The organism is Mycolicibacterium frederiksbergense (assembly GCF_012223425.1).
Taxonomy (GTDB): Bacteria; Actinomycetota; Actinomycetes; order Mycobacteriales; family Mycobacteriaceae; genus Mycobacterium; species Mycobacterium frederiksbergense.
Map to the genome: position 1 here is coordinate 5,455,728 of NZ_CP038799.1, position 21,506 is coordinate 5,477,233.

Annotated in this window: 17 protein-coding genes and 3 pseudogenes; 6 read left to right on the top strand and 14 right to left on the bottom strand. The window is 67.1% G+C overall.

The features are described from left to right. Positions 1-13: 13 nt before the first annotated feature. The 10 genes and pseudogenes from EXE63_RS29415 to EXE63_RS33545 all read right to left on the bottom strand — a co-directional run bounded on the left by EXE63_RS29415 (position 14) and on the right by EXE63_RS33545 (position 9,831). Positions 14-812, bottom strand: a pseudogene (locus EXE63_RS29415) (SDR family NAD(P)-dependent oxidoreductase). Between the two features lie 3 nt (positions 813-815). After that, the gene (locus EXE63_RS29420; RefSeq protein ID WP_168144870.1) at positions 816-1,235 is read right to left on the bottom strand and encodes a nuclear transport factor 2 family protein; all 420 of its coding nucleotides are present in this window, start codon (positions 1,233-1,235) and stop codon (positions 816-818) included. Between the two features lie 38 nt (positions 1,236-1,273). Beyond that, complete coding sequence (locus EXE63_RS29425) at positions 1,274-2,497, bottom strand: cytochrome P450 (protein WP_168144871.1); 1,224 nt, start codon at positions 2,495-2,497, stop codon at positions 1,274-1,276. A 13-nt stretch (positions 2,498-2,510) separates the two neighbouring features. After that, positions 2,511-3,992, bottom strand: a complete 1,482-nt coding sequence (locus EXE63_RS29430; RefSeq protein ID WP_210000103.1) for an aldehyde dehydrogenase family protein — start codon at positions 3,990-3,992, stop codon at positions 2,511-2,513. Next, complete coding sequence (locus EXE63_RS29435) at positions 3,985-5,016, bottom strand: SDR family oxidoreductase (protein WP_168144872.1); 1,032 nt, start codon at positions 5,014-5,016, stop codon at positions 3,985-3,987. The genes EXE63_RS29430 and EXE63_RS29435 overlap by 8 nt, the downstream gene beginning before the upstream one ends. Next, positions 5,009-6,139 (bottom strand): spirocyclase AveC family protein, encoded by a 1,131-nt coding sequence (locus EXE63_RS29440; protein WP_168144873.1) that lies wholly within the window; start codon positions 6,137-6,139, stop codon positions 5,009-5,011. Before EXE63_RS29440 ends, EXE63_RS29435 begins: the two co-directional genes overlap by 8 nt. Before the next feature lie 2 nt (positions 6,140-6,141). Beyond that, complete coding sequence (locus EXE63_RS29445; protein WP_168144874.1) at positions 6,142-7,260, bottom strand: ABC transporter substrate-binding protein; 1,119 nt, start codon at positions 7,258-7,260, stop codon at positions 6,142-6,144. A gap of 2 nt (positions 7,261-7,262) precedes the next feature. Beyond that, a complete protein-coding gene (locus EXE63_RS29450) occupies positions 7,263-8,081 on the bottom strand; it encodes a CbbQ/NirQ/NorQ/GpvN family protein (RefSeq protein ID WP_168144875.1) in 819 nt (272 codons plus the stop codon). 75 nt (positions 8,082-8,156) lie between these two features. Further along, positions 8,157-8,942, bottom strand: a pseudogene (locus tag EXE63_RS33540) (nitric oxide reductase activation protein NorD); the annotation flags it as partial. Positions 8,943-8,970: 28 nt separating this feature from the next. Continuing rightward, positions 8,971-9,831 (bottom strand): hypothetical protein, encoded by an 861-nt coding sequence (locus EXE63_RS33545; protein ID WP_366515303.1) that lies wholly within the window; start codon positions 9,829-9,831, stop codon positions 8,971-8,973. Between the two features lie 94 nt (positions 9,832-9,925). Between EXE63_RS33545 and EXE63_RS29460 the strand changes: the two genes are divergently transcribed. The 6 genes and pseudogenes from EXE63_RS29460 (at position 9,926) to EXE63_RS29485 (ending at position 15,587) form a co-directional block, all read left to right on the top strand. Then, positions 9,926-11,107, top strand: a complete 1,182-nt coding sequence (locus EXE63_RS29460) for an acyl-CoA dehydrogenase family protein (protein WP_168144876.1) — start codon at positions 9,926-9,928, stop codon at positions 11,105-11,107. Next, entirely contained in the window at positions 11,104-12,210 is a 1,107-nt protein-coding gene (locus EXE63_RS29465) for an acyl-CoA dehydrogenase family protein (RefSeq protein WP_168144877.1), read from the top strand. The genes EXE63_RS29460 and EXE63_RS29465 overlap by 4 nt, the downstream gene beginning before the upstream one ends. Before the next feature lie 63 nt (positions 12,211-12,273). Next, positions 12,274-12,756 (top strand): annotated as a pseudogene (locus tag EXE63_RS29470) (SDR family NAD(P)-dependent oxidoreductase); the annotation flags it as partial. Positions 12,757-12,848: 92 nt separating this feature from the next. Then, on the top strand, positions 12,849-14,111 hold the full coding sequence (locus EXE63_RS29475) for a TetR/AcrR family transcriptional regulator (RefSeq protein WP_168144879.1): 1,263 nt from the start codon (positions 12,849-12,851) through the stop codon (positions 14,109-14,111). 75 nt (positions 14,112-14,186) lie between these two features. After that, positions 14,187-14,657, top strand: coding sequence for an RDD family protein (locus EXE63_RS29480; protein WP_168144880.1), 471 nt, complete (start codon positions 14,187-14,189; stop codon positions 14,655-14,657). 51 nt (positions 14,658-14,708) lie between these two features. After that, the gene (locus EXE63_RS29485; protein WP_168144881.1) at positions 14,709-15,587 is read left to right on the top strand and encodes an SCO6745 family protein; all 879 of its coding nucleotides are present in this window, start codon (positions 14,709-14,711) and stop codon (positions 15,585-15,587) included. Between the two features lies 1 nt (position 15,588). On the opposite strand, the gene EXE63_RS29490 is transcribed toward EXE63_RS29485, so the two are convergent. The 4 genes from EXE63_RS29490 to EXE63_RS29505 are packed head-to-tail and all read right to left on the bottom strand — an operon-like array spanning position 15,589 to position 21,470. After that, on the bottom strand, positions 15,589-15,915 hold the full coding sequence (locus EXE63_RS29490; protein ID WP_168145846.1) for a YnfA family protein: 327 nt from the start codon (positions 15,913-15,915) through the stop codon (positions 15,589-15,591). Between the two features lie 28 nt (positions 15,916-15,943). Continuing rightward, the gene (locus EXE63_RS29495) at positions 15,944-17,950 is read right to left on the bottom strand and encodes a DUF7064 domain-containing protein (protein WP_168144882.1); all 2,007 of its coding nucleotides are present in this window, start codon (positions 17,948-17,950) and stop codon (positions 15,944-15,946) included. Positions 17,951-17,992: 42 nt separating this feature from the next. After that, a complete protein-coding gene (locus tag EXE63_RS29500; RefSeq protein WP_168144883.1) occupies positions 17,993-19,906 on the bottom strand; it encodes a primary-amine oxidase in 1,914 nt (637 codons plus the stop codon). A gap of 52 nt (positions 19,907-19,958) precedes the next feature. Continuing rightward, a complete protein-coding gene (locus tag EXE63_RS29505; protein ID WP_168144884.1) occupies positions 19,959-21,470 on the bottom strand; it encodes a carboxylesterase/lipase family protein in 1,512 nt (503 codons plus the stop codon). Positions 21,471-21,506: the final 36 nt, after the last annotated feature.

Genomic DNA, 21,506 nt, shown 5'->3' on the forward strand with positions numbered 1-21,506 from the left:
CCCTAGCGTGCGTTCACCCCATCGTGGCGGCGCCTGCCGCCGTCAGCAGTTCCACGGCCTGCCTGCGGGTCAGCGTTCCCAGTATCTGGGCGGCCGCCTTCATCACGTCGCCGACCAGCACGGTGGGCCCGTTGTCCAGGTTGTCGAATGCCTCGGTCACCACCTCCTCGACGGTGGCCGCATCGGCGGGGGCGTCCGTCGATGGCAGGACGCTTGTGCTCAAGGGTGCGCAGCGACGGGGTGTCGGTCTTGCCGAGAATGAGCCCGATGACGTCGACGCCCTTGTCGTGCAGTTCGGCCCACAGTGCCTCGGCGAACACCATGTCGAAGGCCTTGGAGGCGCCATAGGCAACCATGTTGGGCGCGCCGGCGAATCCGGCGCCCGACCCGAACAGCACGATGCCGCCGCGGGCACGGGACACCATCGGCGCGGCAAAATGATGGCACAGCCGCATCGGTACGACGCAGTTGCGTTGCACCATCGCTTCGGCCGCCGCCAGCGGACTGTCCAGGAACGGTTGATAATTGGGGTCGGCGCCCGCGCAGTAGGCGAGGAAGCCGATCTCCAGATCGCCGGTCGCCTCCGCGATCTGCGATGCCGCGGTCTCGGTGGCGAGATCGATTGCCAGTGTGCGCGTCTGGACGCCGTGCCGGTTCTCGATTCCTGCGGCGACCTCGTCGAGGAGGGGTTGGCGGCGGGCCAGCAACACCACGTTGACGCCGCGCTGCGCCAGACCGTCGGCGAGGGCGGCCCCCACGCCGTCGGAGGCGCCGGCCACCAGCGCCCAGGGGCCATACTTGTCGGCGAACATGGATCAGCCTCCGACCGTGGTGATCCGGACCGCAGTGAACACGCGCCGGGCGATGCGCCACCCGTGATCGGTGCGGACGATGTCGTCATCGTAGATGCCGACGGCGTTGACTCCGGAGGCATTGTCGGGAGCAAGGATCAGCCCGTCGACATAGGTGCGGGCGGTGGCACGGTCACCGTCGAGGGTGATGACGATATTGCTGAGCCGGTGCATGGTGTGGCCGGCCATCGCGTGTGACCGGTCCATGAACTCGGTGACGGCGTCGACGCCGTTGAAGCTGCCGATCTCGCCGTAGTCGAGTGCACAGTCCGCGGTGAAGACGGTGCGGAAGGTGTCCCAGTCCCTGCGGTCGATTCCGGTGGCGTAGCGCAGCAACACCTCGGTGATGTCGGCGCGGTCGCGGTAGGCGGTTGATTCCGTCATCGGGGGGTCTCCGTTCGGGTGGACGTGCGCCCCTGACGTTACGGGCTCACTGGATCGAAGAGCACCGGCAGCGCGGTTGGCGAACGGAACACCTGACCGCGGATGTGTGGATCTCCTCCGTCAGGGTCCAGGCGCAGGTTGGGTAGCCGATCCAGTAGCAGGTTGATCGCCGTGCGCATCTCGAGGCGGGCCAAGTGCATGCCCAGACACACGTGCACGCCGTAACCCCAGCCGACGTTTGCCTTCTGCTTGCGGAAGATGTCGAAGGTATCCGGGTTCGGGTAGCGGTCGTCCTGACGGTTGGCCGCGCCCAGCATCGGCATCACCGTGGCACCCGCCGGGATCTGCACGCCACCGAGTTCGGTGTCGCGGGTCGCCACCCGGGTGATGGTGAGCAGCGGTGACTCCCAGCGCACACCCTCTTCGATGGCCTGCGGCAGCAGGGTCCGGTCGGCCCGGATCGCCTCCAGCTGAGCGGGGTCGGAGAGTAGCGCGAAGAGCAGGCTGCCCAGGGACCGGTAGGTCGTCTCGACGCCGGCCGGAAGCAGCAGCCGCAGAAAGGAGAAGATCTCCTCGTCGTCGAGCTTGTTCCCGTCGATTTCGGCAGCGGCCAATGCGCTGATCAGATCGTCCTTGGGTTCGGCGCGTCGGGCCGCCAGGATCGGGGCGAAGTAGTCGCACAGCGCCGCCGATGCCGCGAGTCCGCGCTCGGGGTTCATCAGCCAGCTCAGCAGCGAGATGGACCATCGCTGGAACTGCGGGAAGTCCTCCTCAGGGAGCCCCAGCAGTCCGGCGATGATCTGGCTGGGATAGTCGAAGGTGAACTCCTTCACCAGATCTGCCTTGCCGTTCGCCTCGAACTTGTCGATCAACGCGTTACCGACCCGGCCGACGAGTTCATCCTCCCAGCGCGCCAGCGACTTCTGGGTGAAGGCCTTCTGCACCAGTGCCCGCAGCCGGCCGTGCACCGGTTCGTCCATCCCGAGCATCACCCGCTCCCCCAGTACCGGGCCGAAGGCCGCGATGACACCGGCGGACGAGAACGTCTCGTTGTCGCGCAGCATCTGCTGGATCTCCTCGTGCCGGTACACGATGAACATCGGCAGCGATTCCTCGTGCGGCAACATCCCGGAGGTCTCCAGCCGCTGCACCGGCTCCTCCCGGCGCAGCCGCGCCATCTCGGTGTACGGATCACGCACGTCACCGGAGATGGCGTCGTCGAAGGAACCGAAGTCCTCCAGGTCATCGAAAAGTTGTTCCACGGTTGCAGACTCCCTATTGGGCCGGGTAGGCGATGGATTTGATCTCGGTGTACTGGTCGAAGCCGGCGGTGCCGTTCTGCCGGCCGACCCCGCTGTTCTTGTACCCGCCGAACGGGGTGTCCGCTCCGTAACCGGCAGTGCCGTTGATGCCGATGAAGCCCGCCCGTAGCCGCGTGGCCACCGCCAATGCGTGATCCAGCGATCCGGACATGACGTTGCCGGCCAGCCCGTACGGGCTGTCGTTGGCGACACGTACCGCGTCGTCCTCGTCGTCGTAGGCGATCACCGAGAGCACGGGTCCGAAGATCTCTTCCTGGGCGATCGCCATCGAGTTGTCGACATCGGCGAAAAGCGTTGGTTTGACGAAGAATCCCTTGTCCAGGCCATCGGGCTGCTCGGATCCGCCGACCACCAGGCGCGCCCCTTCGGCCATACCTCGATCGACGTACCCGCGGATGCGTGCACGCTGCCGGCCGGAGATCACCGGACCACACAGCGTTGCGGCATCCTGCGGATCACCGGGTTGCACGCCTTCATAGATGCCCCTGAGGATCTCGATACCCTCGTCGTAGCGCGAGCGCGGAAGCAGCAGCCGTGTCGGGTTCGCACATCCCTGGCCGGCGTGTACACAGGGCGCGATGCCCATCATGCAACCCAGTGCGAAGTCGGCGTCCTCCAGCACGATGGTGGCCGATTTGCCCCCGAGTTCGAGGAACAGCCGCTTCATGGTGGCCGCGCCCTTCTCCATGATGCGCATACCGACGGTGGTGGAGCCGGTGAAGGAGATGAGGTCCACCTTGGGCGAGAGCGTCAACTCCTCGCCGACCAGATGATCCGAGGCCGTGACGACGTTGACGACACCGGCCGGAATGTCGGTGTGCTCGGCGATGAGCCGGCCGACCCGGGTGGCGTTGAACGGTGTGTTGGGGGCGGGCTTGAGGATCACCGTGTTGCCGGTGGCCAGTGCCTGTCCGAGCTTCTGGATGGTGACCTCGAAGGGGAAGTTCCACGGCACGATTGCGCCGACCACGCCCACCGGTTCGCGCCACACCTTGCGGGTGGTGTTCACGCCGGTCACCGACACCAGGGCGTCACCGAGCGAGGTTTCCCAGGGGTATTCGTCGATCAGTGCGGCCGGATAGGTGAGCGCATCGCTGAGCGGGGCATCCAGTTGGGGCCCGTAGGTCAGCGAGCGCGGGCAACCGACCTCGGCGATCAGTTCCTCGCGCAACTCTTCGCGCTCGGCTTCCAGCGCCTCCTGCAGCTGGAGCAGACACTGTTGCCGCAGAACGCGATCGGTCGACCAGCCGGTGTCGTCGAAGGCCCGCCGGGCGGCATCGATGGCGCGACGCATATCGGCCGCCGACGCGTCGGTGACTTCGCCGATCACCTCTTCGGTGGCCGGATTGATGTTGACGAATGCGCCCGCCGTACCCTCGACGAGCTTGCCGTCCATCAGCATCCGGGTTTCGTGCCGGACGGTGGTCTCAGCCATGCGCTCGAACTTCTTCCTCATCGGTGGCAGCTGCCGGCGGAGCTGGTGGCGGGGTCGGCGCGAATCGCATGGCCAGTCCGACGACCCGCTGCAGGACCGGCGCGGGTAGGACTTTCGTGGCGAGTATCAGCGCCTGCTGGGCGGGCGTCAGCGTGCCGGGACGCATGACGCCCATCCGCGGCAGCCCCATGGCCAGTCGAGCCATGTGGTGCACACCGGAGCTGGGCAGAATTCGGTTGGCGATCAACAGCATCCGTGCATCCGGACCGAGCGGGCGTCGCACGAAGGCCGACGTGTCGTGCAGTGCTTTGGCCAATCCCACGGCGAAAACCTCCGGTGGACGGGCGAGTGTCATGGCGAACCGGCCGCGGCGATCGATCGTCGCATGATGGCGGGCGTAGGGCCCGTCGAAGTCGCGGCAATCCGTGGTGCCGGCATCGGTGATGATGTCCGTGTCATACGTACCTGTCACGAGGATGGTCACGCCGATGCCGAACGGCGCGACCTCGCCGGCCATCGACTCTCCCCAGCGTTCCAGCGCACCCTTGGCGGCTGAGTAAGCCGCGATGGAGGGCATGCCTCGGACCCCGCCCTGGCTGGAGATCAGGACGATCCGACCTCTGCCCGCCGCTCGCATGGACGGCAGCAAGGTTTTGGTCAGCAGTACCGGACCGAGCACGTGGGTGCTGAACATCTTCTCCCACAGCTCCATCGGCGTCTCTTCGACCATGCCGGCGGCGGAGATTCCCGCGTTGTTGACGATCGCATCCGGCGCGCCTACGGCGTCCTCGATGGCCGCAGCCGCCGCGAGCACCGAATCAGGATCGTCGAGGTCGAGTCGAACCCCGAACAGCCGGGAATCGGTGTCGGAGGCCCCCGTCGCCGCGCGCAGGCGGGCCATCCCGGTCTCCGGTGACCGCATCGCGGCGACGACTTGCCAGCCCGCTCGGTACAGGTGCACGGCGGAGGCCATGCCGAGCCCCCTGGACGCCCCGGTGACGACGACACTGCGTATCTCAACCATTCTGCTCCTCCGGTGCGCAACGATTGCTCCTGGCGCCGGGTTCGACATCGGGCCTGCCATCGGGCTGCCCGCTCATCCAGGTGGACATGATGCCCACGGCGAACGGACCCTGGGCACCGTTCTCTTCGTAATAGCCCTGTGGGTCATAGACTTTGGCTTCTGGGTAGGGCCACGGGCAAGCCACTGACGTCGCGGTTCCCGACATCCGGATCAGGGTGAAGCCCAGACCATAGGCGAAATACGCGACATTGATGATCACGAACATCACCACGAGCATGCCCAGCCGGGGTCGGTTCAGGAACAGCCGTGAACGCTGCGCCAGCTTCTCGGCGACGGTTCTGCCCGTATCGTCGCGGTAGACCAGTAGACCGGCCGGCACCATCACGAAGGTCACCATCACCGATTCCCAGAGCAGCGGGAATTGGAACGTGGTTCCTACGAAGATCGATCCGAACGGAATGACCTGCGAGTAGATGTACAGGCCGGTACGGACCAGGGTCAGCTCCAGCACCATGTCGAACAGGAATCCGATGACGAAGATCAGCATCCCGAGGCTGATCAGCGGATGACGCCAGACGAACGAGTCGACCGGCCTGCGGGACTGGATCTTTCGCAAAATCCATACTGCCGGGAAGTAGGGACCGAACTGGAACATGACGTAGCCGATCACGACGAACGGTTCGACCGTCGGCGACAGCGAGACCCACGGCCAGTCCACCGGCCAGTGCCACAGTTCCGGGTTGTAGACCGCGTACGGCGCCCAGTTCATGTACGGGTCCTGCCACACGATCAGGGTGGTGATGGCGGCCATCATCACGATGGGACTGCCGGGATTGCCGCGCCACGCGATGATGCAGGCGATGAGCAGTGCCGGCACCGAGAAGATCGTGAAGATCTGCCAGAGATCGATCCAGTGCTCGAAGCCGAACAGGAAATCGACGGGGCGCGGCGTGCCCTCGACGTCAGGGTTGGCGATTCGCGGTGACGTCGGCCCGCTCTGTGCGTGATACGCAATCACCGCGATACACAGCGCCGCGGTAACGATCCACGCGGCGCCCCAGGGGAAGCGGCGGGGGCGAGTGGGGGGCGCCTCGGCGCTGGGCGTGACGTGGTCGGTGCCCACGTCTACTCTTCCCCGAAACGGTCGACCAGATGCGAGTTCACGCCGTCGGGGTCCAGGCTGCGGGCCACCAGGTAGCCGGCTCCCATCCAGGCACGCCGCGTCCAGTTGCCGAACGAGACCCGGGTCCCGGGGGCACCGGCGGCGGCGGGCAGCATCTTGACCCGCTCGAGTGCCTCCTTGACACCCCGCGGACTGAGCGGATGGGCGTCGATGACAGCGTGCAGCAACGCATTGGCGACATCATGGTTGACCACGGGCACGCAGTACTCCGGGCGCCTGCCGTAGGCCTGCTGGTAGCGGTCCAGGAACCGTTGTCCCACTTGGTTGGACTCGTCGTACTGATCGATACCGGTCCAGCCCGAGAAGGCCTCCCACATCACCGGGTTGATCCAGGCGTTCTGGAAAGCGGTACTCGTGAAGCGGGGCGGATCCCAATCCAATTCCGTGAGAACTGCATTGAGGAACACGATGCCGAAGCCGAAGCCGAAGCCGCAGTGCACCAGCGCGCTCGGCTTGGCCTTGTGCACGATGTCGACGGCCTCGTTGATGTTCTGCGCGGTCTGGGCGATGGTCGCCTCCGCGACGATCCTGATGTTCTTGCGCCGGCATGCGCTCCGGAAGTTCCGCAGGTAGGTCTCCCCGACCAGTGACGCCTCGATGAGCACCCCGACCTCGGTGTGGCCGCCCTTGGCCAGCAGATCCGCCCAGAAGATCGGTTCGTCGGTCAGTGAGCCCTGCGGGAAAGCGAAGGTCCATTCGCCCAGCCAGTCATCGCTGCCGGTGACACTCAGCGCCGGTACCCGAAACCGTTCCTCGATGGCTTCCCGGGTCGGCACCGCGTTGTCGGTGATGTGTGGGCCGAACACCGCGAGACACCCCTCGTCGACGAGATCCCCGTAAGCGTCGATGACCTTCTTCACCGACCCCTTCGGCAGACCCTCCACCTCGCGGTACACCAGTTCGATCTTGCGGTCGATACGGCCATCGGCCAACGCTTCGTCGAACACGAGCTCGAACGTCTGGAAGAAGTCTTTCTTCATCTCCGGCGGGAACGATTCGGGCAGCTTGAAATCCATCAGGTAGCCGATTTTTATCGGCTCCGTCGAACTTTCGTAACTCACGTTCAATCTCCGTCCGCGGGAAGGTATACGTCGATCATCTCGATGAGTCCGCGCGTGACCGTCGAGTCATCGGTGAGGGGACCGGCGATCGCGGCGCGGGCGGCGACCTGTGGCGTCAGCCCCTCGGCGATGAGCCGGCCCGCTGCGATCAGCACCCGTGTCGATGCGACCTCGCGCAGACCACCGGTCTCCAGACGCCGGATCGCCTGCCCGAGCCGCACCAGGTCGGCAGCGCGGCGGTGGTCGATGCCGGCCTCCTGGGACAGGATCTTCTCCTCGACATCCGGTGCCGGGAAACCGAACTCGATGGCGACCATGCGCTGGCGGGTCGAGTCCTTGAGATCTTTGAGCACACTCTGGTAGCCCGGGTTGTAGGACACCACCAGGCAAAAGCCCGGAGCGGCGGCGAGAGTGATGCCGAGCCGGTCGATCGGCAGCTCGCGACGGTGATCGGCCAGTGGGTGCAACACCACCGTGGTGTCCTGACGCGCCTCCACCACCTCGTCCAGATAGCAGATCGCACCGTCGCGGACGGCGCGGGTGAGTGGGCCGTCCACCCACTCGGTCTCTCCCCCGCGTAGCAGGAAGCGACCGACCAGGTCGGCGGTGGTCAGGTCGTCGTGGCACGACACGGTGATCAGCGGACGCCCCAGGTCGTGGGCCATCGCCTCGACGAACCGCGTCTTCCCGCAGCCGGTCGGGCCCTTGAGCACCACCGAGAGTCCCTGCCGGTAGGCGGCTTTGAAGACCAGTTCCTCGTCGGCAACCGACACGTAGTACGGGCGAGGTTGCGTGGTGGTTCTCGGCTGAGCCGGATGCATATCGTCCTCTCGGGCAACCAGGTTGGATCACTGTAGCGCGGAACAGATGTTTGGTTCAAGCATTTGGGCGGGTTGTCAGGAGACCCGGCGCCGGAGGTCCGCCGAGCGCAGCGCGGACCGGAACAGCGGTCCGATGATGTCGCCGAGTTGTTCGGGCCGTCCAATGGCGGCGTGCGCGGCACTGCCGAACACTCGTCTCAGTTCGTGCGCGTCGGTGCCTGCCCCGACGGTCAGGCAGACGGCGCCGGTCCCCTGTCGACGCACTTCGGCCAGGGCGCGCCGGGCATCTGCCGCACCGTAGGCGCGTTCATAACCGTGGTCATAGGCCAGCCCGTCGGACAGCACGACGAGCAACCGCCGGGAGGTGCCCGCCTTCGCAGCCATCAGCGCGGTGCCGTGCCGGATGGCCGCACCGAGGCGGGAGTACGCACCCGGGGTCAGGGCCGCCAGACGATGCGCGACAGCGCTGTCGACGTTGTCCTCGAAACGTTTGACGGGCAGCACCTGCACCGACGAGCGGCCCTGGGACCGAAATCCGTAGAGCGCCACCCGGTCGCCGAGTTCGTGCAGCGCCACCGTCAACGCGTGCGCGGCCAGAATCTGCTGCTCGTGCACGGTGCGCCCGGCTGTCCCTGGCTCGTTGACCGACCCGGACACGTCGAGCAGCACCAGCACCGCGAGATCTCTGCTGCGTCGCAGGCTCTCGATATAGACGGCGGCATCACCGGCCGTGCCGGACAGCGTGTCGATCCTGCTGCTCACCGCGGCATCGATATCGATATCGTCGCCCTGGGGACGGCGCCGGCAGCGGTCGAGCCCGACGCCCAGCCTGGTCAGCGGACGGCGCAAGGCATGGACGTCGGGTCTCGGTGCCGGCTTGACGTCCCGCTCAGGCACCTCGACTTCTTCTACCGTGCACCAGTTCTCGCGATAGCGGCGCTGATTGGCGTCCCATTCGGGGTACGTCGCGCCCCCGTGCCCCGGGATCGTCGTCGTAGGAGGGTCCGACGGTGGTGGACAGCACGGCGGCCGCTCCCCTGGTGCCGGAGCGGGTCCGGCGGGTGGCCGAATCCGTTCCGGGCGGGCCGCCGCCGCTGCCTCGGCGGCGCACGCTTTTCATCATGCGCTGCAGAAGTTTTCCGATCGAGCCACCGCCGCCGACCGGGCTGGTGAGGTTGTCCAGCGCGTCGAGATCGGGATCGTCGGCCGCATCCTCGACGAGTTCGTGCAACTCGTTGCCGTGCCCCCTGCGGGCCAGGTGGCGGCCGGGCCGGCCCGGGTCGTTCGCACCGGTCGCCATGCTGCGTGGCCGCAGGATCCCGAAGGCGGCGGGTGGCTCGGGCAGCGCCACCCGGCTCAGTGCCAGCTCCAGCGATGCCTGCGCCGAATCGGTGCCGGCTGCGAGCTCGGGATCCAGCAGGGCTCGGATGTCGCGAGACAGCAACTCCTCGTTGCAGGCCAGGGCGCGGTGACCTTCGATCGCGAGGTAGCGCCGCGCGAGTGCGGCACGCCGACCGAGCGTGCGCAGGATCGCGGGGTTCAGACTGTCGGCGGCCAGCATCGACGCCTGAACCGCCAGGCACCGTCGCTGGAACGCGATATCGGTCGCGGCGTCCAGGTACACCGCGACGCCGTCGGTCCAGGCGGGATCCCCGGGCGGGATGGACCGCACCGCCACGGTACGTCCGGCCAACGCGCAGGCAAGCAGGGCATGGACCTGCACGTCGGGCGCAACGTCATCGGTCGTCACCGTGCTGTGCACCTCGATTTCGTGCCGGACCACATTTGTTGACCAAATATCTGTTCCACCGTAGAGTTCGGGTCACAACGAGTCAACGTTCGACATGACGAATGTGCGATATGAAGAAGGCCCCTTGGAATCCTTCGGTTTCACCTACCCGCCACACACCGAGCAGTTCCGCAAGGAACTGCGGGCCTGGCTGGCCGAGCATCTGAGTTCCGAGATCCTCGGCGCGGCCCAGTGTTACGGGCGTGACGAGGACGCCTTCGACATCATGCGACGCTGGAATGCCCAGATGGCGGATGCGCGCTGGGCGGCGGTCTCGTGGCCCGCCGACTACGGTGGCCGCGGCGCGGGCGTCACCGAACAGTTGGTGTACGCCGAGGAGACCACCTGGGCGCGAGTGCCGCACCCGCTCAATGTGATCGGTATCAACAACATCGCGCCTGCACTCATGCATTACGGATCCGAGCAGCAGAAGCGTGATCTGCTCCCCCGCATGCTGCGCGCCGATGACATCTGGTGCCAGGGCATGTCGGAACCCGAAGCGGGTTCGGATCTGGCGTCCCTGCGCACCCGCGCCGTCGCCGACGGCGGAGATTTCGTCGTCAACGGTCAGAAGATCTGGACATCACTGGGCCACCGCGCGGACTGGTGCCAGCTGTACGTCCGCACCGACCCCGATGCACCGAAGCACCGAAGCATCTCCTGTCTGATCGTCGACCTGTCCCTGCCCGGGGTCGAGGCCCGTCCCCTGGTCACCCTCAACGGTGACGCCGACTTCGCGGAGATCTTTTTCACCGACGTCCGGGTACCGGCGAGCGCGCTGCTCGGCTCGCTGAATCAGGGCTGGCAGGTCGCGACCACCACGCTGTCCCACGAACGTGCCGGTGCGGCACGGCTGTACGCCGAGATGCAGACCCGCCTCACCGACCTGGTCACCGACCTCGACGCCGCGGGCCACCCACTCGACGACCCGTCGACGCTGCGCAGGCTCGGCGAACTGGAGATGCGGATCAATTATCTCCAAACGCTCTGCCAGCGTTCGATCTCGGCCACCGCGCACGGCAAGGACGGTTTCGGCACCGCGAGCCTGGCCAAATCGGTGTGGGCGGAGATCGGGCAGGATGTCGCTGCGCTGGGCTATGCGCTGCTCGGCGACGCCGGCGCCGAGGGTCGATGGGCCGAGCGCAGACTGACTTCGCGTGCCTTGAGCATCGCCGGCGGCACCACCCAGATCAACACCAACATCACCGCCCGCCTCCTCGGACTGCCCCGCCGATGAACCTCGAGTACAGCACCGAACAGGTGGCACTGGCCGACACCGTGCGGGCATTCCTCGCCGAGAAAGCAGGTGTCACCGACCACGTCCGTGCCCACCTCGACAACCCGCGAGGCACCACCGACACGGTGTGGCACGGACTTGCCGCCCTCGGCATGACGGGTCTGCTAGTGGCGCCCGAGTACGGCGGGTCCGGTGCGACGATGGTGGACGCCGGCATCACCGCCGAAGCGCTCGGTGCGGCCGTCAATTCCGGACCCTGGTTGTCCTGTGCCGCCGCCTCCCGCGCACTCTTCCGATTCGGTCTCGAAGACGAATCCTCCGCGCTGCTGTCCGGTGTCGCCGACGGGTCGGTGATCGCGACGGTGGGACCGCTCACCGGACCGGGGCCCGAGAGTGTCGGCAACGGCCCCCAGGTGCACTTGCGCGGCGAGATCGGCAGGCTCCGGGACGCCGCGGCAGCCGACATCGCGTTGATCCCGGTCCGCGGGCAGGCAGGCTGGGCACTGCACGCGGTGTCCACCGACGACCTCGAGCTCACCGAGGTGGCCGGCATCGACTGCACCAGTAGGGTCTTCCTGGCGCGATTCGACGACGTGCCCGCCCGCGTGCTCGGTGTGGCAGGCGACGATGCGATGGCCGCCCTCCGCGACGACGTGCTGGCGCTGGCCGCGGCCGATGCGTTGGGCGCCGCGCAGCGGCTGCTCGACCTGACGATCGGGTACGCAGTCAGCCGCAGGCAATTCGGCCAACCCATCGGCAGCTTTCAGGCCGTTCAGCAGCTCTGCGTGAGCATGTTCCAGACCGTCGAACTGGGACGCGGTGGGGTGCTGCGCGCGCTGTGGGCCGCCGATGACGCCGACGGTGCCGAACGACGGCTCGCGGCCGCCCGGGCCAAGGCATTCGGCGCCACACTGGCCACCGTCGGCGACACCGCGATCCAGGTGTTCGGCGGCATCGGCTACACCTGGGAACACGATGCACACCTCTACCTCAGGCGGCTGTTGGGATTCTCGACGTTTCTCGGCGGCAGCGACGACCATCTGGAACAGCTGGGTGCCGAGTTGGTGGCCGGCTGCCGACGGGGAAAGGACACCGTCCAGTGAACGATCCGATCGATTTCACCGGGCAGGTGGCCATCGTCACCGGCGCCGGTCGAGGACTGGCCCTCGGCGGGAATGTTCGGCCAGCCGTGGGAATCGCACTACGCCGCCGCCAAGACCGGACTGGTTGGCCTGACCAATGTCATCGCCCTGGAGGGCGCCGAACACGACATCAAGGCCAATTCGGTTCTGCCCTTCGGGTTCTCGCGCATGGTGACCGAGACACTGGGTGACGCGGCAGCGCTCGAGGAGACCGGGTTCCCGAAAATGGTCGACCCGGCGCCGGTCGTGCCGATCGTCACCTATCTCGCCGGCCGGGACTGCGAGGTGTCCCATCAGAACTGCTCCGCAGGTACCGGGCACTTCGCGCGGGTGTTCGTCGGCCTTTCCGAAGGCTGGGGCGCGCCGGCGGGTACCGTCCCACGGGCCGAGGACATCTGCGCACACCCGCCCGAGATGTCGTCCACTGATCGGTTCACCGTGCCGGGCTCGATCTTCGAGGAGGTCTTCGCCATGTGTGAACGGCTAGGCGTCAACGCGCTGGGATAGCCGGCCTGCAGACCGTAATGCCGGGCTGGCGAAGGGCCAGGTCGTAGAATCGGAAGTTCAGATCAGATCCGGACGCGACAGTGAGGGAGCCGATGGCCGTTTCCGCGTCAGACTCCCCCGATACCCGGCGGATCCAGATTCTGCAGACGGCCAACGACGTGATCGCCGAATCGGGTCTGCGCACCTCGCTGCAGCAGATCGCCGATGCGGCCGGAATCCTCGCAGGCAGCCTGTATCACCATTTCGAATCCAAGGAAGCCATCCTGGTCGAGTTGACCCGGCGCTACCACGCCGCACTGGACCTGGTCGGCGAGCAGGCGCTGGGTGAACTCGACGCCCCGGATCCGCGCCCGATCGAGGATCAGATCACCGGCCTCGGGTGTGCCATTGCGCGCTGCGCGGTGGCACACCGGGCGGCGCTGCAGATGTCGTTCTACGAAGGCCCGAGTTCGGATCCCGAGCTGATGGAACTGACCAAGCGCCGTCCGGCCGGCATCCAGTCCGCGATGCTGCAACTGCTGCGGGCCGGGCGGTGGAGCGGGTTCATCCGACCCGACATGGACCTGCCGACGCTGGCCGACCGGATCTGCCAGAGCATGCTGCATGTCGGACTCGACGTGATCCGGTACAAGGGCAGCAGCGATCAGGTAGCGAGCCTGCTGTGCCGCATTCACCTGCACGGGCTGGCCAGCCACGACCTCACCGATGCCCAACTGGATCGGTCGGCCGCGTTCGCCGCCGCCGATGAGGTGGTGAAGAGCTGGTCGGAGAACACCGAGCCGGACACGAGCGACAAAGCCGCCCACGTCCGGGCCGTCGCCCGAGGCGAATTCGGCCGGCGCGGCTATGAGATGACCACGATCCGCGATATCGCCTCGGCGGCAGGTATGGGCACCGGCACCGTGTACCGGATCATCGGCTCCAAGGACGAACTGCTGATGTCGATCATGCTGGCCTTCGGCCGAAAGGTCGGCGGGGGTTGGAGCGAGGTGCTGCGGTCCGATTCCACAACCCTGGAGAAGCTGGATGCGCTGAGCTGGCTCAATATCAATGCCCTGGAACAGTTCCCGGACGAGTTCCGCATCCAGCTCGCATGGATGCGGCAGACCCCGCCCGATGTGGCCGACCCCGGCTGGTCGTTCTCGACGCGGGTGCGGCAGATGAAGACGATGCTCTCCGAGGGCATCCGGTCCGGGGAGATCCGGGTGGACAGCCCCAACGCCGAGATGCTGTCTCGCGGTGTCATCGGTGTGCAGTGGATTCCGGAGAACATTCTGCGTGAGCTCGGCATCGATCGAGCACTCACCCACTCCCGCGATACCGTCATTCGAGGTGTCGCGGTGCGCTCGGAGTAGAGCGCCGTGCACCGCGGGGATCCGGACGGGGTTCATCACTTGCCGATATCGCCCGGGCGAGTAGGTTCTGCAGGCATGACCACAGGTGGATTCGATCCTCAGCCCGGCATGTACCCGACGCCCAGTGGGCAACCGGGCGGACTTCTCCCCCGCTGGCTGGCCCGCATCATCGACGGCATCGTCATCGCGATCGTCGCGTTCTTCCTGGCGTTCGTCACCGACTCGTTGTCCAACGTCTGGGTCACCGGCCTGTTCACCGGTGCGCTGACCTTCGTCTACTTCATTGCGTTCGAGACGACCCAGGGATGGACACCGGGAAAGAAGCTGCTGGGCCTGAGTGTCCATGGCCCGGCCGGTGCCGCGAAGCCGACGCTGCAGCAGTCGGCGATCCGGAATGCGTTCACGCTGCTGCCGATTGTCCCCTTCGTCGGCGGCTTGCTGGGTGTCATCGCGATCCTCGTCATCGCGGTCACCATCAACAGCAGTACCACCAAACAGGGCAAGCACGACGAAATGGCCGGCGGCACCCAGGTCGTCAAGCGCTGATCTCACCGAGGGCACTGAAGGCGCACGGTCGCTGTTTGATTGACTGTCGGGGTGAGCAGACCAACGACCGTCGCGCGGCGCCTGTTCGATCGGCTGGAGCCTGTCCACGCCGTCACGTACTTCGCCCCGGAATCACGAGCCGCCCTTGACGGGCTCGGTTTCCGCGGATTCTGGATGGGCTATTTCGCTGCCCGGTCGGCGCCGCTGGGGCCGGTGGCACCCGAGGTGGTCACGGCGGTGTTCGGCAATTTCGCGCCGCAGCGGGTAGCCAAGGCGCTGCCCGCCGCCTGGGAGATCGCCGCGCCGGCGACGGTGCTGCAGGCCCGCAAGGATGCTGCGGTGGCCGCGCTGCGCCGCTACGGATGCACCGATCCCGATGCGGTCGCCACGGCAGCGGATCTGCTGTCCACCGCGGCGCGCAACGCGGCGTCGGAGGGTCGGCCACTGTTCGCGGCGAATCTGGCGTTGCCGTGGCCGCAGGAGCCGTTGGCCCGACTGTGGCACGCCACAACGCTGTTGCGGGAGCAGCGCGGTGACGGCCACATCGCAGCGCTCAATGTGTTCGGGATCAGCGGGCGCCAGTCGAATGTCCTGCATGCCGCCGCGGACCGGGTGCCCCGCGAGATGATCATGCGCAGCCGCGATTACGACGAGCAGCAGTGGCAACACCATGTCGCAGAACTGGCCGACCGCGGCCTGCTCGACGGTGCCGGCACGCTCACCCCGGCCGGCGCCGCACTGAAGGCCCAGATCGAGGAGACCACCGACCGGCTGGCGCTGTCGGCGTTCGACGTGCTCGACGACGCGGATCTGGCCACTCTGTTCGGTGTGCTCACGCCGCTGACCCGGCTGGTGGTCGCGGCAGGCGATGTTCCGGCGGCGACCCCGATGGGGCTGGACCGCGGCGATCTCGGCAATGACCACCTCTGATTCAGCGCGGCGCGTACATGATCAGGCCCACCCCGAGCAGACACACCAGCGCACCCGAGATGTCCCAGCGGTCCGGCCGGAACCCGTCGGCGACCATGCCCCAGACCAGCGACCCGGCGACGAACACCCCGCCGTAGGCGGCCAGTACCCGGCCGAAGTTCGCATCGGGCTGGAATGCGGCCACGAAACCGTAGGCGCCGAGCGCGATCACACCCGCCCCGACGAACAGCCAGCCGCGGTGCTCGCGCACCCCCTGCCACACAAGCCAGGCACCGCCGATCTCCAGCACCGCGGCGAGCAGGAACAGCACCATGGATTTGAGCACCATCACCCGCGCCAGTCTGGCACGCGGCGGGTCAGAGGTTGCGGTTCCACTCCAGCCAACCGACGCCCTTGCGGCCGTCGGCGGTCGTGACCGTCGCCCAGGCGCGCGGGAATTGGGCGACCCGTCCGTCGGCTGCGGTGAGCAACACCGGCGCGTGGCCCTTGATGTCGACGGTCAGTTCGGTATCCCCCGGTTGCAACGTCAAGGTGGCCGTCAACGGCAGCTCGTCCTGGCCCAGAGTGTGCTTGGCGGAGACGCTTTCGAGTTCGATGAGCGCCTCGCCTTCGCGCTGCGAGTAGCCGATGCCGATCGGCGCCATCCCGGGTATCCGGATGTCCACCCCGTGCAGGTGGGTGCCGTCCTCGAGGTGCAGGGCGCTCCACGTCCAGTCCATGCCCCACCAGTCACGCACACCCCAGGAATGGTCCCGCTGTCCGGGAACGGCGTTCAACGGATACTGCTGACCGTCGACGGTCGCGGTACCCGATACCGTGCAGGCGATCTCGTAGCGCGGCGTGATCCGGTACAGGTAGGGCGTGCTGACCGAGCGGAACTCCAGGTCCAGGCCCACCTCGACCGGTCGTCCGGATTCCCCGCGCAGCAACCCGGCCGGGTCGTCGTACGCCTCGCCCTGGGCCCGCAGCGTCACCCGGTAGCGCTGCAACGGCGCCGTTGCGGACAACCCGAGATCGATCTGCCCGGTACGCACCCGGGCCGGGTCGGCGGGCAGCGCGGCCCGAAAGTCGGTGACCGCCACCGTTGGCATGCCGGGGCCGCACAGCAACGCGTTGATCCAGGAGATGCCCTGGTTCGGCATCAGGCCCAGGCGCACCCAGCCGCCCAGACCCTGTGCGGTATCGACGAAATCGAAGTACCAGCTCTCGTTCCACAACTCCTCATCGGTGGGCGCATGCGGGCCCTCGTCGGCGGCGTTGGGCGTCAACGCTGCGGGCGCCGCGGCAACAGGCAGCACCGCCAGGGCATCGGTGTCGAGCACATGAGCGCAATGGCGCGCCAGCATCGTCATGAACATCTCATCGCCGCGCTCGGTCTGCGCGACGAGCATGGAGGACACGATCGCCATCATCACGCCGAAGAAGCTCTGCCGCCGCACTCCTGCCCTGACATCGTCGTACGACAGCCGTGATGTGTCGCCGAGCGCCTCGTGATAAGCGCCAAGCAGCGCGTCGTAGTGGGCGCGCCGCACCTCGTCGGGCAGCGCGCACCCGATGAAATACGCGACGTCGGTGAACGCAGGTCCGCGGGTGACGGTCTGCCAGTCCACCACGGTCAGAGGCCGTTCCGCGCCGTCCGTACCGAACAGCATGTTGTCCAACCGGTAGTCGCCGTGGACGAGCCCCTGCAGCGCGGCGGCCTCCTGGGCCAGATACGCGTCGAAGGAATCCACCAGGCGTTCGCACACCAGTCGGTGCGCCGGGGCGATCCGATCACCGAACCGGTCGGCGAATCCGGCCCACAGTCCGCCCAGCAATGCCTGGCTGACCGGGGCCTCGCGGTTGAGCCAGGCCGCCTCCGCGAGTCCCTCGTCGCCGAGCAAGGGGCCGTGCACCCGTCCGAGCTGGGTCAGTGCCAGAAACGCCTGTTCACTTGTGGCGCCGCGGATCTCGTCACCCACCTCCGCGGGCGCCGCGTCGCCCAGCAGCAGGTCGAACGCGCCGGTCGTGGCGTCATAGGCGTGGTGAAAGCAGGGCGCGAACGGCGCTGACGATTCCCCGTCGCTTCGCTCGCCCCCTGCCAACGCTCCCGCGATCTCGGCGTAGAACCGCACCTCGCGCTCGTAGAGACCCAGCGCGAGACCGGTCTGGCGGCTGTTCGGGTCGGCGGCGGCGACCTTGAGCACCACGGTCGCCGGGCCGGTGTCGCCGTCGGCATAGGTCAGTGTCACCCGATAACACTCGCTCATCTGCCCGGTGCCGATGCGTTCGAATTCGTGACCGGTCACGGCACCGGCGCCCAGCACCGCCGTGAGCCATTCGTCGGTCAGATCGGTGGGACGCTCGATGAGTTGGCTCTGCACGGATGTGAACCTAGCAGTGGCCCCGATCACACATGACGGGTGTCAACTCTTATGGCATTCCCCGGGGCTTTCCGCCACATCCAGTGCCGGGTTGCGGTCGAAGAAACCGAACGGCTTCAGCCAGAACGACACCACATCCACCGGCATCACCGGCCAGTCCTCGGGCCGGGTGATGTGGTGGATGCCGAAGACATACCAGAGCACCACGTCGGTGTTGTCGATCGAACGGTTGGCCTTTGTCCATTCGCCGAGGCCGGTGTCAGCTACCGACTGGTTGACGAATTCCCCGGCCGGCCAGCGCTCGCCGGGGTGATTCGGTGTCACCCACAGCGCGTGCCCGATGACGTTGGCGCGCCGCAACACCGGGGACTGCGCGTCGAACATCGCGGGCAGCGCCCCGGTGGGTACCAGCTTGTAGGACGGGTGGGTGCCCAGGCCGTTGACGACGTTGGTGTTGACCACCTTCCACCCGCGCTGGGTGGCGAAGTCGACATCCTGTCTGCCCTCGTCCTCGGTACGCAGCGCGACATTGCGGGTCACCAGCGACAGCCCGTACGGATTGTCCGGTCCGGTCGGCTCGGCGTAGGACTCCGACATGTAGACGGTGTTGTCGGGGCCGTCGACGTCGAGGTCGAGCCGTGCCACCAGGAAGTGCTGGTGGAAGGGGGCGTAGGTGCGTTCGTCGACAAGCGTGCCGTTGGGGTTCGGCTGCCCGGCCGCCAGCGGTGTGGTGACCATGATGCCGGTGGCGCGCACCTCGCACTCGATGTTGCCGTCCTGGTAGAGGCGCCAGTAGACCAGGTACTCGTAGTTGGCGACCGTGACATGGAATGACAGTGTGAGCCTGCGGATCCGGCGCACCTCGGCGCCGGTGTCATGGTCGACGTGCTTCCAGAGGACGGCGGCGTCCTCCTCGTGGATGCAGATCGCGTTGGTGATGGTGTACGGCTCGCCCTTGCTGTTGTGCAGCACGGCATCGAGATAGCGGATCTCGCCGAGGCAGTCACAACCGAGTTCCAGGGACTGCGTCATGAAACCCAGTCCCCACTCCCCGATGTCGAACGCGGTGCGGCGGTAGTGGTCCACCGAGGAGTCGCGGTAGGGCACCACCATCTCTGCGAACGACATCCGGTGCGCGATCGAGCGGTCCCGGTCACCGTCCTGGTACCGCACGGTGTGCAGGGTCATGCCCTCGCGATAGTTGAAACCCACCCGCAGCGACCAGTTCTGCCAGCGCAACAGGTTGCCGTCCAGGGTGAAAGACGGACCCTCGGGCTGGGTGATGTGCAGCGGTTTGAGCGGTTCCCGGCGTGAGCCTGCGCGGATGTGCTCCGGGATGTGCCGCGGCGTGTATTCGCCCATCACGTCCGGGGTTTCGACGTTGACCGTGTCCTCGACACGCAGCAACTCCATGGTGTTGAGGTCGATCACGCAGTGCAGTCCGCTGACCAGGTGTGCATACGGATTCATCCCCGGCCCGTCCTTGAGCCAGGTGTCCGACCAACCCAGCCGCCGGCCGCGGAACTCGTCGGGGATGACGGCGTCCCCGTAGGTCCAGGTGTCGACGAACACCAGGTCGATGTCGGTGATACCGCGACCGGCCAGGGCGGCGAGGAAGTCGGGGTGGCGGCGCAGCATCTGGTCACACTCGAGGAACTCGTCGACGGTGAAGTTCGGCTGCACGCCGGGCACATGCTCGAACGACTCGACCCGGCCCTCGGTCAGCGACACCACACTCTTGTAGGTCGCATTGGCGGACCGCTCGAAGCACACGACAACGGCCCTTCGGGCCGGGACCGGCCCGCCGTTCTCGAAGGCCGCGAGTTCGGCCTTGCCCGGCTCCGCCATCTCGATGGACGCGTATCGCCAGCCCGCCGCGACGCCGTGTTCGCGGCCCAGGATCTCAGCGACAGCGGTGAATTCGTCGTGGCCCAGCGGGTCCAGCGGGTGCGTCATCGGACCAAACAACCACACCCGGCGCGGCGGCGCAGCCAGTTGCTCCTAACCGCTATCGCGCGGCCAGTGTGAAACCTTCCCAGGCACGCCGACGGTCCGCGTTCGGGTCGTACTCAAGCCGGGTCCGGCGGTCGAACACCAGCACGGCGCGCATGGTCTCGTCATACCGCGGCCAACTCTCGCCGGGGCTACCGGTGCGGCTGAATTCACCCCATCTGGCTTGTATTTCCCGGCTGACCCGCTTCGCCGAGGCGCGGTCCCCGCCGGCGGTGAGCAGCGCGCCGAGCCGGGTCCGGTAGATGCCGAACACCGCGAGCAGTTCGGTGGCGTGGGTGGCGCCCATACCGGACCAGTTCAGGATGCGCGGGGCGTAGTCGTAACGATAGAAGTACGTCGGGGCGTGCGCTTGGTGCGCCTCGGCGATATCCCATGCCGCCGTGCCGAATGCGAAGTCGCCACCCAGTCGGATGCAGGCCTGTTTGCTCGGATAGCCCGGGTAGGCCGACACGATGCGGTCCCGGGTGCCGGTGTCGGAATCTGCCAGCAGCATCTCGATGGTCTGCTCGGTCATCGGCAGCAGCTGCATGAACCGGGTGAACAACTTGCCCTCGTCGGCGTTGGTGCCCACGATGAGCGGCACCCGGTGCGCGGTGCCGGTCCGCATGGCGTGCAACGGATCCTCGGGCAGCAGCTCGGTGCCGCTGGTGGGGCCGGCAGGGAAGGCGCCCGGCATGTCCCGACCGCCGCGCGCGATGAGCTTGTCCAGGGCGGTGACCAACTCGCCGGGGCGTGCCGACATCACGGCCGCCGCGCCGTCGGACATCGACGCCCCCAGCAGGCCGGCGAACTGCTCGGCGAACACCGGGGCGGCCTCGGCGGAGCGGACCATGCCGCTGGCGGGACTCTCCGAGATCGCTTGCGCAAAGAGCCCTTTGGCGTCGGGAACGGCCATCAGGGTGGCAACCGCATGTGCCCCGGCACTCTCACCGAAGATCGTCACGTTCTCGGGGTCGCCACCGAACACCGCAATGTTCTCTCGCACCCAGCGCAGCGCCAGCACCAGGTCGGCCAGGTACAGGTTGCCGTCGATCGGATGCTCGGGCGTGGACAGCGCGGAGAGATCCAGACAGCCCAGCGCACCCAACCGGTAGTTCACCGAGACGTAGACGCATCCGCGCCGGGCCAGCGCGACCCCGTCATAGATCGGTGTCGCCGAACTGCCCATGATGTAACCGCCGCCGTGGATGAAGAACATCACCGGGAGCGGTCCCTCGGTGTCCGGTTCCTCGGGTGCCACCACGTTGAGCGTCAGGCAGTCCTCGCTCATCGGCTGGTATCTGCCCACGCCGAGCAGGGTGTACATCTTCTGTTGCGGGGCGCAGTAGGTGAACCCGTGGCAATAGCGCACCCCTGGCCACGGTTCGGCCGCAACGGGTGCGCGGTAGCGCAGCGCGCCCACCGGCGGCTTGGCATACGGGATCGAGCGCCAGCGGTGCACGCCGTTGCGGGTGAAGCCCTCGATGGTTCCGGTGTTGATACGAACCCGGACGGTGTGTTCGTGCATGGGGCCGACGTTAGCGAAGATCCGGCGGTTCGCCGC

Excerpts from the sequence above, each read along its gene's own strand:
- EXE63_RS29420 (WP_168144870.1), bottom strand. The coding sequence starts at position 1,235 with ATGACGGAATCAACCGCCTACCGCGACCGCGCCGACATCACCGAGGTG.
- EXE63_RS29430 (WP_210000103.1), bottom strand. The coding sequence starts at position 3,992 with ATGGCTGAGACCACCGTCCGGCACGAAACCCGGATGCTGATGGACGGC.
- EXE63_RS29435 (WP_168144872.1), bottom strand. The coding sequence starts at position 5,016 with ATGGTTGAGATACGCAGTGTCGTCGTCACCGGGGCGTCCAGGGGGCTC.
- EXE63_RS29450 (WP_168144875.1), bottom strand. The coding sequence starts at position 8,081 with ATGCATCCGGCTCAGCCGAGAACCACCACGCAACCTCGCCCGTACTAC.
- EXE63_RS29460 (WP_168144876.1), top strand. The coding sequence starts at position 9,926 with ATGACGAATGTGCGATATGAAGAAGGCCCCTTGGAATCCTTCGGTTTC.
- EXE63_RS29465 (WP_168144877.1), top strand. The coding sequence starts at position 11,104 with ATGAACCTCGAGTACAGCACCGAACAGGTGGCACTGGCCGACACCGTG.
- EXE63_RS29475 (WP_168144879.1), top strand. The coding sequence starts at position 12,849 with ATGGCCGTTTCCGCGTCAGACTCCCCCGATACCCGGCGGATCCAGATT.
- EXE63_RS29480 (WP_168144880.1), top strand. The coding sequence starts at position 14,187 with ATGACCACAGGTGGATTCGATCCTCAGCCCGGCATGTACCCGACGCCC.
- EXE63_RS29490 (WP_168145846.1), bottom strand. The coding sequence starts at position 15,915 with ATGGTGCTCAAATCCATGGTGCTGTTCCTGCTCGCCGCGGTGCTGGAG.
- EXE63_RS29500 (WP_168144883.1), bottom strand. The coding sequence starts at position 19,906 with ATGACGCACCCGCTGGACCCGCTGGGCCACGACGAATTCACCGCTGTC.
- EXE63_RS29505 (WP_168144884.1), bottom strand. The coding sequence starts at position 21,470 with ATGCACGAACACACCGTCCGGGTTCGTATCAACACCGGAACCATCGAG.